The 13542-nt window shown below is 51.8% G+C and carries 9 protein-coding genes; 2 read left to right on the forward strand and 7 right to left on the reverse strand.

The window, feature by feature from the left end:
• Positions 1 to 16: 16 nt before the first annotated feature.
• The 7 genes from ACS0RQ_RS03675 to rpsU form a co-directional block, all read right to left on the reverse strand.
• Complete coding sequence (locus ACS0RQ_RS03675; RefSeq protein ID WP_271849766.1) at positions 17 to 2041, reverse strand: capsule polysaccharide biogenesis protein; 2025 nt, start codon at positions 2039 to 2041, stop codon at positions 17 to 19.
• Between the two features lie 102 nt (positions 2042 to 2143).
• Positions 2144 to 3820, reverse strand: a complete 1677-nt coding sequence (locus ACS0RQ_RS03680; RefSeq protein ID WP_271849670.1) for a polysaccharide biosynthesis/export family protein — start codon at positions 3818 to 3820, stop codon at positions 2144 to 2146.
• 34 nt (positions 3821 to 3854) lie between these two features.
• Positions 3855 to 5006 carry a capsule biosynthesis protein gene (locus ACS0RQ_RS03685; RefSeq protein ID WP_334632691.1) on the reverse strand — a complete coding sequence of 384 codons (1152 nt, stop codon included), beginning with the start codon at positions 5004 to 5006 and terminating at the stop codon, positions 3855 to 3857.
• 78 nt (positions 5007 to 5084) lie between these two features.
• On the reverse strand, positions 5085 to 6053 hold the full coding sequence (locus tag ACS0RQ_RS03690; RefSeq protein WP_271849672.1) for a KpsF/GutQ family sugar-phosphate isomerase: 969 nt from the start codon (positions 6051 to 6053) through the stop codon (positions 5085 to 5087).
• A gap of 573 nt (positions 6054 to 6626) precedes the next feature.
• Positions 6627 to 8474 carry an RNA polymerase sigma factor RpoD gene (gene rpoD, locus ACS0RQ_RS03695; RefSeq protein ID WP_271849673.1) on the reverse strand — a complete coding sequence of 616 codons (1848 nt, stop codon included), beginning with the start codon at positions 8472 to 8474 and terminating at the stop codon, positions 6627 to 6629.
• A gap of 158 nt (positions 8475 to 8632) precedes the next feature.
• A complete protein-coding gene (gene dnaG / locus ACS0RQ_RS03700) occupies positions 8633 to 10378 on the reverse strand; it encodes a DNA primase (RefSeq protein ID WP_079497196.1) in 1746 nt (581 codons plus the stop codon).
• Between the two features lie 235 nt (positions 10379 to 10613).
• On the reverse strand, positions 10614 to 10829 hold the full coding sequence (rpsU, locus tag ACS0RQ_RS03705; protein WP_001144069.1) for a 30S ribosomal protein S21: 216 nt from the start codon (positions 10827 to 10829) through the stop codon (positions 10614 to 10616).
• 237 nt (positions 10830 to 11066) lie between these two features.
• Here rpsU and tsaD point away from each other — a divergent pair, with 237 nt between their 5' ends.
• Positions 11067 to 12080 (forward strand): tRNA (adenosine(37)-N6)-threonylcarbamoyltransferase complex transferase subunit TsaD, encoded by a 1014-nt coding sequence (gene tsaD / locus ACS0RQ_RS03710; protein ID WP_125123848.1) that lies wholly within the window; start codon positions 11067 to 11069, stop codon positions 12078 to 12080.
• 200 nt (positions 12081 to 12280) lie between these two features.
• Positions 12281 to 13507 carry a zinc-dependent alcohol dehydrogenase gene (locus ACS0RQ_RS03715; RefSeq protein WP_271849674.1) on the forward strand — a complete coding sequence of 409 codons (1227 nt, stop codon included), beginning with the start codon at positions 12281 to 12283 and terminating at the stop codon, positions 13505 to 13507.
• The last annotated feature ends 35 nt before the right edge of the window (positions 13508 to 13542 follow it).

Raw genomic sequence — 13542 nt, forward strand, 5'->3', positions numbered from 1 at the left:
GAGTCTCAAATTAACACTAACCAAAACGAACTTTATAAAACATCAATAATTTGCGGTACTGTCTGGCTAATCGACCAATATTTTTTTTCGTGATTTTCATTTCACCGCGTGGAGCGGTGCTCAGCCACATTACGGCGTCTTCTGCCTGCATTGGCTCCAGTCGCTCTGGATGGATATAAGTTGGATACGTGATAAGCGTTTGCCACACTAAATCCGTAAGACTGAGCTGTCTGGCGCGCCGGGGAATATGGTGCTCATCCTGAGTGAGTCCCCAGCCGGCATAAAAAGGCAGGCCATAGCAAAATACTCGCTTACCGTGCATTAAGGCTTCGAAGCCGGAAAGAGAGGTCATGGTATGTAACTCATCAGCGAGTTGAATGCACTGAATGATATCGGCATCCAGCGCCTGGCAGTCGGCCCAACGGGCGATATCTTCTGCCACGACTTGCCCTTTACGGTTGCCAACCAGCACATCCGGGTGCGGTTTAAAGACAACAAACGCGTCAGGATTACGCTCGCGTACCGTACGCAATAAATCCCGGTTGGTGTTAACAGACCGTGCCCCAGTCAGAATCGAGGCGTCATCCTCCACCTGTCCGGGTACCAGAATGACTTTTTTACCGGTCGCTTCGGGCGGTAAGTGCCACTCCTGCCCAAGGTTGTATTTACTGACTTTGTTGCGTACTAGTTGTTGCTGTAGGGCTTGCGCACGCTCCCGCTGATGTTCGCTCAGACTGCTGGCGTTCAGCAGGTTTTCCAGATCGCTTGGACGGGATGCGTCGTAATAGATACCGATTTTATCCAGCACTAAAGACAGGGGGGCGAGCAAATCGGAACCCAGGCCGGAAGAGCGGATAAACCCGTCTTCCATTCGCCACAGTGGAATGCGCTGTGCATCTGCCTGCGCCTGCCATTTTTTCTCTCCCCTTGTACCCCAGACGATAAGCGCGCTGGCTTGTCGACACTGCTTCGCAAAGCGTACCCGGTTCTCCGTGGTTTTCAGAAACGGCCTGAGTATTGCTGTTTTCCACAGGCTTAATCCCGGCGCCCATAGCGTGCCACGACGTGCCAGGTTGTGGTTACGCTGTAAGACCAGCCAGTCGATAACGCAGGCCAGCGTTGCAGGTTTTCCGCTTACCGGGTGTCGGTAACGGCAGTAGCGCAAGTAGGCGGCGGTAAACAGATTGCTCAGTGTGGTCGGTTGGCGGCGTGCGGCAAGCTCACTGGCCTTTGGGTGACGGTCATCTGTTAGTCCCCAGCCCGCATACCATGGCTGCCCAAAGCAGACGACGGGTTTGCCTGCCAGCAACGCTTCAAAACCATACTGCGAGGTGACCACATACACCTTTTGCATGTGCCGCAGTAGCGATTGCGGGCTGACATCTTCGGCAAATACGCGCACACGACCATCGGGTTTCAGGTTCGCAAAGTACCCCGTCTTTTTGCCGCATAGCACATCCGGATGCACCTTCACCCAAACCTCTGCGTTCGGATTTTCCTGCTTTGCTGTCTCAAGCATCTGCTGAAAGCTTTCCGGGCCGGCGTTGCCTTTAGTGACAGACATATCGCCAAACGTCTGGTCAATCACCAGCACGGCCTCTGGCATAATATCTGGTGCGACAAACGGCGGCGCCTGGTTGTATTTCGACAAATCATTGTCAACGATGGCGCGCATCATCGCCTGCGCTTCATCCGCCAGTGGCTTATTGCCGTCATTATCTTTTACCAGGTATTCAAGCGAGCTCGGAACCGAAGCGTCGTAATAGATGCCCAAATGATCAACGACTATGGAGAGAGGCGGACAGCCCTGAACGCCTAAACCGAGAGAACGAATAAAGCCATCTTCCAGGCGAATAACCGGGAGCCCAACGGATTGTGCCAGGGCAACAGGCTTTTGCGCACTGGGGCGGTGGCCCCAGACGGCGATAGCATTCACCTGCTCCGGAATGGTTTTATAAGGCGAAAGCCGCACAGTCTCTCCAGGCAGAAAACTGTCCAGATGCGGAATGCGCCAGATCCCTCCGGAATAAATACCCAGTATGTTTCTCGTTCGTTCCATCGATATCAATCCGTTGATTAAGGAAGAAAACGTTTTTACCGTTGCTTGTCTCGCTTTCCCCGGCACGCCGGGAAAAGCATCTGCTTAGATTGTCAGCACAACCTTGGCGGCAACGGCAAGCTGATAAAGAATGGTCGAAATACCACGCGTAACTTCAATGTTTTTCGATTCGTATTTCGGCAGAACCATGATTTCGTCACCGGGTTGCAGTTTTCCTGCATCGTCAGCATCAACCGACTCGCCGTTCTGGTGAATCACAATGATTTTTGAATTGCCGGATTTCTGCGTCAGCCCGCCGCATTTTTTGATGTAATCGTCCACATCCATTCCGTCCTGCCAGGAGACGGCGTTCGGGAACAGCACTTCCCCGTGTACCATAACCAGCGACGTTTTTTCCGGAATCATGATGACGTCACCATCTTCCAGCAGCACCGAGTCGATGTTGCTTTCGCTAAGCACAACTTGCCCTTTCGGAACGACAGCACGCGCTTTATTGACGAATCGGCTAACCAGTTGTGCTTCCTGCATACGCAAACGGGCTTCTTCCTGCGTTGAGGATTGTGCTGAAAGAGAGGCCTCTTCCAGTTTCTGCAATGACAGGTTCAGCATCTCTTTCTGACGCACCGCAACAGATGTTCTGTACAACTGAATGGCCTTCATCTGCGACATGCTGTTCGGGCGGATCTGCGATAGCACCTGACGCATGGTCGAACCGTATGGCAGAACTATCGCATGTTCGCCGGAATGGGCACCGTCAACACGTACCTGAATGGTGCCTGCATAGCGGTCTGAACTTACGATAAGACGGTCGCCATCCTGCAGAGAGCGGCCCGCTGTGGAGCTGAGAGGATAGTATTCGCTACGTTTTACGGTGCCTTGCTGGCGGATAATGGTCATGTGGGTGGCGCCGGGTTTCGGACGCGCCCAACTGAGTGCCTCTGTGACCGGAATCGTACTGTTGGCGAACTCAAAGTCGTAACTGTTAAACACATCGCCTTCTACGCTGAATGTATGCTGACGTGGACCAACGACGATGGTATCGCCATCGACAAACTGCGACAGGCCCAGCTTACCGTTCAGCAGAAAATCGTACAGGTTCACGCGTGAGATAACCGATTTGCCACGTTTGACGATGATATCAACGTAGCTGCCGCGCTCACTGTCGACGCCGCCAGCTTTGCTTAGATAAGAGAGTAGGGAGTCAGATGCCACGCCACCATACAAGCCTGGGCTTCGCACATAGCCGGTCACGAAGACTTTCACCGGCTGAGCCTGCAGCAGAGAGGCATAGACGTTAACGTTCGACGTATAAACTTCTTTGATCTTGCTGGTGACGGTATTGTTCAACTGCGCATTGGTCATACCCGAGACTTTCAGCGGGCCAATATTCGGCAGGAAAATATTGCCTTTCGGGTCAACGGTGAGCGCCCCGTCATACTGGAATGCGCCCCACAGTCGAATCTGGATGGTATCACCGAGACCAATCACATAGCCTGGGTTGAACCCCAAACCTGCGCCTGAAGCTGCGCTGATAGAGGTAAATAACTGTGCGCCGAACATACGGCTGGGCAGTGCGGCGGCCACGGGAGGCGGTGTGTTGTCAAACCCGGTTGCGTTCTGAGTTTCTTCTGTCTTGCCGGAGATCATCGACGGCAACGGTGCTGCCCCTGTCAGATTTGGATCGGCTGTAATCCCTGTCGGACCAGCCGCCCAGGCCGCATGGCAGACCAGAAGGAGCAGTGCCGATTTTAATAATTTCATGTTCAACTCTGTAAAATTCACTGTGCGTCCAAAATTAGTCTTTGTGATCTTCAATCACGGCCAGCAGCAATTTGATGGTGCCGAAGAGTAGGCAGCAGACTAACAACCAGCTTGCCAGCAGGTAGCCGCTATTGGGGAAACTGGACTCTTCCGGTCGTTGCGGTGAACTGATGACCGACAACACTTTGAGTTTACGTGCCGCTTCCAGGCGTGTTTTTTCAATGGCTTTGATCGCCATCGTGTAGATTTCGGTATCGAAGGCGACGCGTGCTTTAATCTCGTCAAAGTCAGCCACCATGCTGTTGAGTTTCTTATCGCCTGGCGCGGTGATTTTGCTCTGCTCTGTGTCGATCTGTGCCTGTAGGGCTTTTATTGAATTACGAAGGCTAATGACCTGGGGCGCATCTTCACGCAAGTAGCTCAATAAATTACGCAGCTCGGCTTCCAGCTCAACTTTTTTACCTTGTAAGGTCATCACCAGAGAGGTGGCCGCAGTTGCGGAGGCTTCGGGATCGAGGATATTGTTCTGATTCTGGTAAGCCACTAATTCTGCTTTACTTTTATCAAGGCGAATACGGGCCTGCTGTAGTTCTTCCTGGGCGAAGTTCAACTGCTCTCGCGCGATTTTATGGGAGAGTTCGTTAATAAAACGCTCTGACTCTTTCAGGACTGCTTTATTGAACTGTTGTGAGAATTCCGGCGTAAAACCCTGGGTCTGAATCGTCAGCAGACCGGTTTTGTCATCAAAGACCACAGAGATACGGTCGCGGTAGTAATTGAGGAACTGTTCTGCCGTTGTGTCTTTAGAAAGATGATGAATGAAGTCCAGCCCGCTATGGCTCCATGCATCGTGAAAATCGAGTTGTTTATCGAGTACTTTCAGCATATCTGCTGAGTTGATGTACTCCTTCAGATACAGCGAGTCTTCGGTGGAACTGGGGTTGGATGCACCCAGCAGCAAACCGACATTCAGGCTGGCGCCTTCGATATCACTGGGACGTTTTACCGCGACCTTTGATTCACTCATATATCGCGGCTGGCTGAAAATCACCAAATAGATGACGAGCAGTGTCATCGGGGCGGCAATAATAATCCAGGCAAGATACTGCTGGATCCAGGCAAGATTAAATTTGGCCATACGTGCGCGTAACGAGGACGCCAGCAACTTTACTTTATGTGTAGACATGTCACTTTCAACGTTGTTCACCCTGGCAAAAATTTGCTGAGGGGAAGACTTTTTATGTCGGTATAAACAGGTGAGGTGTCAGTCGAAAATTCTGACTAAACCAACCACATCCTGTGAATTATCGGTGATGAGTAGGGTGGAGATGCGGTGTTTAGTCATCTTCTCTTCCGCATCGATAATCATGGCATCTTGCGGCATGGTAATCGGATTGCGGGTCATCATGTCTGCCGCGGTGCCGTTGATGAAATCGTCACATTTTTCCATGTAACGACGCAGGTCGCCGTCAGTAATAATACCTGCCAGCTTGCCTTTTTCTTTCACGGCCACCATACCCTGGCAACCGCTGGTCAATTCCTGAATGATCTGACGAAACGTCGCGTTAATATCTACAGAAGGGACATGTGACTGCATCACATCAGTCACGCGGGTCAACAGGCGACGTCCCAGTGAACCTCCCGGATGGTAGCGGGCAAAGTCGTCGGGTTTGAAGTGACGCTTGTGAATAAGTGCAATCGCCAGTGCATCGCCAATTGCCATTGTCAGTGTGGTAGAGGTGGTAGGTGCCAGATTATTAGGACAGGTTTCACTGGCCATGTTCAGCTCAAGAATAGCATCCGCGTGTTTTGCCAGCGTTGAGTGTGCATTATTGGTAATGGCGATGATTTTATTGCCAAAATTCTTTAATGAAGGTACCAGTTTAAGCACTTCATCCGTTTCACCGCTGGCAGAGATCAGCATCAGCACATCGTATGGGGTGATCATCCCTAAATCGCCGTGGAAAGCTTCCGCCGGGTGAATAAAAAAGCTGGGGGTGCCGGTTGAGGCGAGGGTTGCAGACATTTTGCGTCCGACATGGCCGGATTTTCCCATGCCGGAGACAATCACATGACCTTTACAACCCACAATCAGGCTTAATGCGGTGCTGTACTCTTCTGCATCGATGACTTCTGCCAGATGGCGGAGTGTATCACCTTGCTCTGTCAACGTGCTGCGTACGCTGTTAATTAGCGCTTGCTCTTCTGTTTCCGTATTCAAGTTAAAATCCATTTTGTTTCCTGTTTGTAATCTCTACGTGACGGTTGGTATCCAGACCACAGTTAACAGGCGCACCGTCACAGCAACCGATTCAGGACATACCACTCAGTTGCCATCCGTTTCCTGGAAGTGCAAAAAAATACCCAGTCGCCATGGTGGTGACGTTTACCAGGTACATTTTAAACTTGCGAGTTCGGGGACTATCTTTTATTTCCCTGCTTTTTAGCACAGGCGGCACTTATATACAACCTCAACGAATTTAGTGATGCTGAGATTAATTGCTTTCACTATCATCCATCCAGGATTAACTACTTGTAAATTTTGGTTTTTTTGTTGTTTGTTAATTTGGGTTGTAATTATTCTTATTACCTTTTTATAAATTTCAAAAACGTAATAAATTAATACTGTGTCGTAGGTTTGTATTTATTTCATCAAGCAGTTTTGCTTATATATTCATATTAAAAATATATCTAAGATAATGTAAAATAGTCTGCCATTGATATCAGATTTTATTTTCCCATTAATACGGATAAAAAAACGCCACCCCGAAGGATGGCGTTTGATAAGGCGTAAAATGCGGACGAATTAATCGTCGAGGAAGCTACGCAGAACCTCAGAGCGGCTTGGATGGCGCAGTTTACGCAGCGCCTTCGCTTCGATCTGACGGATACGTTCGCGGGTAACGTCGAACTGTTTACCCACTTCTTCCAGCGTGTGGTCGGTATTCATATCGATACCGAAACGCATACGCAGCACTTTTGCTTCACGGGCGGTCAGGCCAGCCAGAACGTCGTGTGTAGCGGCACGCAGGCTCTCGGTGGTCGCAGAGTCCAGCGGCAGCTCGAGGGTGGTGTCCTCGATGAAATCACCCAGATGCGAATCTTCATCGTCACCGATCGGTGTTTCCATGGAGATCGGCTCTTTGGCGATTTTCAGCACTTTACGGATCTTATCTTCCGGCATCAGCATACGCTCGGCCAGCTCTTCCGGCGTCGGCTCACGGCCCATCTCTTGCAGCATCTGGCGGGAGATACGGTTGAGCTTGTTAATGGTCTCAATCATATGCACCGGAATACGGATGGTGCGCGCCTGATCCGCGATAGAGCGGGTGATTGCCTGACGGATCCACCAGGTTGCGTAGGTGGAGAACTTGTAACCGCGACGGTATTCAAACTTATCTACCGCTTTCATCAGACCGATGTTGCCTTCCTGAATCAGATCGAGGAATTGCAGACCACGGTTGGTGTATTTCTTGGCGATAGAGATAACCAGACGCAAGTTCGCTTCAACCATCTCTTTTTTCGCACGGCGTGCTTTCGCTTCACCGATGGACATACGACGGTTGATGTCTTTTACCTGCTCAATGGTCAGGCCGGTCTCTTCTTCAATCTGCTGCAGTTTCTGCAGGCCGCGCTGAACGTCCTCAGACACTTCATGCAGTTTTTCAGACCACGGCTTGTTCATCGCCAGGGCTGCATTGAACCAGGTCTCGTTGGTTTCGTTGCCAGTAAACAGCGTGATGAAGTTTTTCTTCGGCATTTTGCACTGTTCAACGCACAGCTTCATGATAATGCGTTCCTGGGTACGCACGCGATCCATCATGATGCGCATGCTGTTTACCAGGTAATCGAACTGTTTCGGTACCAGACGGAACTGTTTGAAGACTTCGGATAGCTGCAGGATTTCGGCTGCGGCATCAGCGTGGCTACGGCCTTTCGCTTTGATGGTGTCGCGGGTTTTTTCGTACTGTGTACGCAGTTCGGCAAATTTTTCGCGCGCCAGCTCAGGATCGATGCTGTTGTCATCGTCGCTGCTGTCATCGCCATCTTCGTCTTCATCTTCGTCTTCATCGTCGTCCAGCTCTTCCTGAGAGAGTTCAGAACCGACGTGAGTCGCCGTAGGTGCCAGATCTTCTTCCGCGTTCGGATCGACGAAGCCAGTGATCAAATCAGACAGGCGAGCCTGCTCCGCTTCAACACGGTCGTATTGTTCCAGCAGATAGGTAATGGCTTCCGGGTACTCGGCAACGGAGCACTGAACCTGGTTGATCCCGTCTTCGATACGCTTAGCGATGTCAATTTCGCCTTCGCGGGTCAACAGTTCAACGGTACCCATTTCGCGCATGTACATGCGCACCGGATCGGTTGTACGACCAATTTCAGATTCAACACTGGAAAGAACCTGTGCAGCCGCTTCTTCTGCATCTTCATCAGTGTTGTTGGCGGTTTCGGCAAGCAGTAGATCATCGGCATCCGGTGCTTCTTCCATCACCTGAATGCCCATGTCGTTGATCATTTGGATGATGTCTTCGATCTGATCGGAGTCGACGATATCTTCCGGCAGATGGTCATTGACCTCGGCATAGGTCAGATAGCCTTGCTCCTTACCACGTTGGACAAGAAGTTTCAGCTGTGACTGCGGGTTTTGCTCCATAAGACGGTATCCACACTTAATTCAAGAGGGTTGGTGTCGGTCAGCGAAATAAAACCGCCAACTTGGTGTAACGAGGGCTTACTTATATTTTTGCCGCTGCCTCTCAGTGCGGCTGTCGGGCGCTTCCCGAACGATTATCGGCACTTAAGCCGTTGAATTTATTTTTTCGCCAGTTCCTGGTTTAGTTGCCAGAGCTCCCGGCGTTCTTCGCTGCTTAAACCATGTGTGCGGTCACGAGCTATCAACTCTTCTTGCCGCTGTACAAGCATCGAATCAAACATATGATTGAGCGCGTCGTTGAACGTTTTTTCTGCAATGTCTTTATCTGCTATATCGTCCCACATCGCCAGTTTTTCAAGGGTTGCGGCTTCTTTTGTTCCGCGATACTGTTCCAGAAGCTGCCCTGTGGTTAATCCAGGCTGTGACAAACAAGTGTTGACCAGTTCTGTAAATAAGCCAAGTCCAGCCATTCTGGATTTATCCAGCCCCTCCAGTGGAGGCACTAACGGCGCGAGTTCCGGGCTCTGGACCAGCAATCCTATCAGTATACGCATGGTTGTGCGTTTTAGCTGAGGCGCCGGGCGGGCCGTGGCATTTTCCGCCTGTTTTGGCATTAAACGATCAAGCTGCGCGTCGTCGAAGATGCCAATCTTGTTACCCAGTAACTGCCTGAGCTGGATACGTAGCGTTTCACCCGGAACCTGAGAAATCAACGGCAGCGCCAGCGCGGCAAGTTGCGTTGTCCCGTCCGGCGTGGTTAAGTCCGCCTGCGGCAGTAAGCTGTTAAACAAAAACGTGGAGAGCGGCATCGCCTGCTCCATCCGCGCTTCAAACGCCGCTTTACCTTCCTTACGCACCAATGTATCCGGGTCTTCACCGTCCGGCAGGAACATAAAGCGTAGCTGACGTCCGTCGCTCATGTACGGCAATGCGGTTTCCAGCGCACGCCATGCGGCATCGCGGCCAGCACGGTCGCCGTCATAACAGCAAATGACGTTTTTCGTTACCCGAAACAACAGTTGAATATGGTCTGCTGTGGTCGAAGTTCCGAGTGACGCAACGGCGTAGTTAATGCCATATTGCGCCAGCGCAACTACATCCATGTAACCTTCCACGACTAAAAGCCGCTGCGGTTCATCATTGTCCTGCTGCGCTTCATAAAGCCCGTATAACTGGCGGCCTTTATGGAAAATATCGGTCTCTGGGGAGTTGAGATATTTGGGGGTATCGTTACCCAGCACTCGGCCACCAAATCCCATTACCCGGCCACGCTTGTCGCGGATGGGGAACATCACCCGTTCGCGAAAACGATCGTAACTGCGTCCCTGATCGTTAGTGACTAGCATGCCCGCATCAATCAAAGATTGACGATTTTCCTGGTTTGCACCAAAACGCTTTAAAACGTTGTCCCAGCCGGGAGGGGCGTAACCAATCGCAAAACGGGCGATGACATCGCTGCTTAAACCGCGCCTTTCCAGATACTGGCGCGCCGGTTCAGCGGCAGGTTGCATCAGGGATTGCTGATAAAACGCATTCAGGCCATCCATCAACTGATAGAGACTTTGCCGCTGGTGGCGCTCTATCTGACTTGGTCCGTTGCCTGCTTCATAGGGCACTTCCAGGTTATGCATGGCAGCCAGCTCTTCGACGGTTTCCACAAACTCGAGCTTGTCGTAGTTCATGAGAAAGTCGATCGCGTTGCCGTGCGCCCCACAGCCGAAGCAGTGATAAAACTGTTTTTCACCGTTTACGGTGAAGGAAGGACTTTTTTCGTTATGGAATGGACAGCATGCGTGCCAGTTCTTGCCCTGCTTTTTAAGTTTCACACGCGCATCGATCAGATCGATGATGTCGGTGCGAGCCAGCAGGTCATTGATGAAAACGCGTGGAATTCGTCCAGCCATATGCCCCATAATTACACTTTGTCAGTCGAACTGCCTCTGGGTTGGCTACGATTGTGCACCCCTGTCACTGACTACAGTAAGCTTCGGGAATTCACGCTCTTGCCGCCTTGATGCATCCTGAATGATTTTGTGTACTTGCTAATGCATAAACGAAAATAAGCCGCGCATTCCTTTCGGAAGCACGGCCTTACAACTACAACTCGGTCTGAAACTGAGAGCTAAACTCTCAGAAGACTTAGTACAGACGAGTGCGGCGTGCGTTTTCGCGAGCCAGTTTCTTCGCGTGACGTTTCACAGCAGAAGCTTTAGCGCGCTTACGTTCGGTAGTCGGTTTTTCATAGAACTCACGACGACGAACTTCCGCCAGAACACCTGCTTTTTCGCAGGAACGCTTGAAGCGACGCAGTGCTACGTCGAACGGCTCGTTTTCACGTACTTTAATTACCGGCATGTGCCTCTCACCTTTGATAAATTCGGTTTGCCGCTGGCGTCAACGCCAGCTTATTTCAAAATGGTGCGGAATTTTACTTCAACAGTTGCTGCTTTGTAAAGCACCGCTGCCTTTTTTGAAAGGGACTTTTGTAAGGGTGGGGAGTATACACGAAGTCCTTCAAGGGGGTGAGTAAAGTTTACAACAAGGGGCATTGATCCTACACTGCGCGGCATTAAAGCGAGGTAAAAAACAGCCATGCGTGTACTGGGAATTGAAACATCCTGCGATGAAACCGGCATCGCTATTTATGACGACAAGAACGGCCTTTTAGCCAACCAATTGTATAGTCAGGTAAAACTGCATGCCGACTACGGCGGCGTTGTGCCTGAACTGGCCTCCCGCGATCATGTACGTAAAACCGTACCGTTGATTCAGGCGGCGCTCAAAGAGGCAGGGCTGGCGGCAAAAGATATCGATGCGGTTGCCTATACCGCAGGTCCGGGTCTTGTCGGCGCGTTGCTGGTCGGCGCAACGGTCGGCCGGGCGCTGGCATTTGCATGGGATGTCCCGGCCATTCCGGTTCACCATATGGAAGGCCACCTGTTGGCGCCCATGCTGGAAGATAATCCACCACAATACCCGTTTGTGGCGCTGCTGGTCTCCGGCGGACACACGCAACTGATTAGCGTGACGGGGATTGGCGAGTACCAGTTGCTTGGCGAATCCATTGATGATGCCGCCGGTGAGGCGTTTGACAAAACGGCCAAATTGCTCGGTCTTGATTACCCTGGTGGGCCCATGTTATCGAAACTGGCGTCGCAGGGGACGGAAGGGCGCTTTGTCTTCCCGCGTCCTATGACGGACAGGCCCGGTCTTGATTTCAGTTTCTCTGGCCTGAAAACCTTCGCGGCGAATACCATTCGTGAAAATGAACCGGATGAGCAAACGCGTGCCGATATCGCCCGTGCATTTGAAGACGCGGTGGTCGATACGCTGATGATCAAATGTAAACGTGCGCTGGACCAAACAGGTTTTACCCGGCTGGTTATGGCGGGTGGCGTTAGCGCAAACCGTACGCTTCGCACAAAACTGGCTGAGATGATGAAAAAGCGCCGTGGTGAAGTGTTCTATGCTCGCCCGGAATTTTGTACCGATAATGGTGCAATGATTGCCTACGCCGGAATGGTGCGTCTGAAAGCCGGTGGCGTTGCCGGACTTGGCGTAACTGTGCGCCCACGCTGGCCGCTGGCGGAATTACCGGCTGCGTAATCTATTCCCCCGGTGGCTACGCTTACCGGGGTTATCGTTTGGTTTCCCTCTTCTTATCTCCCCATTTCCTTGCCGCTGTCGTCCGCATCTCCACAGATCACTGACTATACTTTCCCCTTTGCGAGTCAAAATCGGCTGCCATAGCCGGCAGGGATGTTCAGTTATGACGCCTCTTCTACATCACCGAAAGAGGAGACATTATGAAAGCTCTCGTCTGGCACGCTACTGGCGATATTCGTCTTGATGACGTCGCCGAACCACAGATTGAACAACCCACTGATGCGGTTATTCGTCTCACAGCCTCGGCTATTTGCGGTACCGATCTGCACTTTATCCGTGGCACCTTTAGCGATATGAAAGCGGGCACCATCCTCGGCCATGAAGGCGTCGGCATTATTGAGCAACTGGGCGACCAGGTGCGTAATTTTGATGTCGGCGATCGGGTGGTGGTTTGCTCGACGCTCTCTTGTGGCTACTGCCCTCCCTGTCGCAGCGGTAACACCGCGCAATGTGATAATGCCAATCCGAACGGCCCACAGGCCGGTACCTGTTTCTTTGGCGGCCCGCAAGTGACCGGTCCTGTCAACGGCTTACAGGCAGAAAAGGCGCGTATACCCTTTGCTTCGAATACGCTGGTAAAAGTCCCGCAGGAGGTCAGTGATGAACAGGCGATTCTTGTCAGCGATATCTTTCCGACGGGCTGGTTTGGCGCGGAGATAGCAGACATTACGCACGGTGACACGGTGGCGGTGTTTGGCTGCGGGCCAGTTGGTCAGTTTACGATTGCCAGCGCACTGTTGATGGGCGCAGGACGCGTCATAGCCGTCGATTCACATGATGACAGACTGGCGATGGCGCGCCGACAGGGGGCCTTTACCGTCAATTTCGATAAAGAAGATCCGCTGGAGGCCATTGCATTACTCACCGGGGGGCTGGGTGTTGATATTGCTATTGACGCCGTTGGTGTAGATAGCGAGCACGCTCACCATGGCCCGGCGGCTCAGCAAGCCGAACAGAAAGCAGAGCAATACCGTCAGGAAGTGCAACAGGTGGCACCGGACAATGCGGAGCATCAGCATGTCCAGGACGGAAACTGGGTTCCGGGCGATGCACCGAGCCAGGCGCTGGAGTGGGCGATTCAGGGGCTGAAAAAAGCGGGGACACTGAGCATTATTGGCGTTTATCCTCCCGCCGCGCAGACTTTTCCCATTGGGATGGCGATGAATAAGAATCTGACCATGAAAATGGGTAACTGCAATCACCACGCGATTATTCCGCACTTGCTGGAACTGGTGCGCGTGGGGGCTATCGACCCCACCCAGGTGCTGACTCAGGTGGAGCCATTGTCGGATGTGGTATCCGCTTATCAACATTTTGATAAGCGTGAGACCGGGTGGATCAAAACGGAATTGCTACCTTCGCACTAACTGCCTGGCAGGCCGGGCTTCTGACACGCCCGGCC

The organism is Phytobacter diazotrophicus (assembly GCF_052061655.1).
GTDB lineage: Bacteria > Pseudomonadota > Gammaproteobacteria > Enterobacterales > Enterobacteriaceae > Phytobacter > Phytobacter diazotrophicus.

Bases quoted from the DNA above. Each gene is read 5' to 3' on its own strand.
- ACS0RQ_RS03680 (WP_271849670.1), bottom strand. From the start codon at position 3,820: ATGAAATTATTAAAATCGGCACTGCTCCTTCTGGTCTGCCATGCGGCC.
- ACS0RQ_RS03715 (WP_271849674.1), top strand. From the start codon at position 12,281: ATGAAAGCTCTCGTCTGGCACGCTACTGGCGATATTCGTCTTGATGAC.
- ACS0RQ_RS03690 (WP_271849672.1), bottom strand. From the start codon at position 6,053: ATGGATTTTAACTTGAATACGGAAACAGAAGAGCAAGCGCTAATTAAC.
- rpsU (WP_001144069.1), bottom strand. From the start codon at position 10,829: ATGCCGGTAATTAAAGTACGTGAAAACGAGCCGTTCGACGTAGCACTG.
- ACS0RQ_RS03685 (WP_334632691.1), bottom strand. From the start codon at position 5,006: ATGTCTACACATAAAGTAAAGTTGCTGGCGTCCTCGTTACGCGCACGT.
- dnaG (WP_079497196.1), bottom strand. From the start codon at position 10,378: ATGGCTGGACGAATTCCACGCGTTTTCATCAATGACCTGCTGGCTCGC.
- rpoD (WP_271849673.1), bottom strand. From the start codon at position 8,474: ATGGAGCAAAACCCGCAGTCACAGCTGAAACTTCTTGTCCAACGTGGT.
- tsaD (WP_125123848.1), top strand. From the start codon at position 11,067: ATGCGTGTACTGGGAATTGAAACATCCTGCGATGAAACCGGCATCGCT.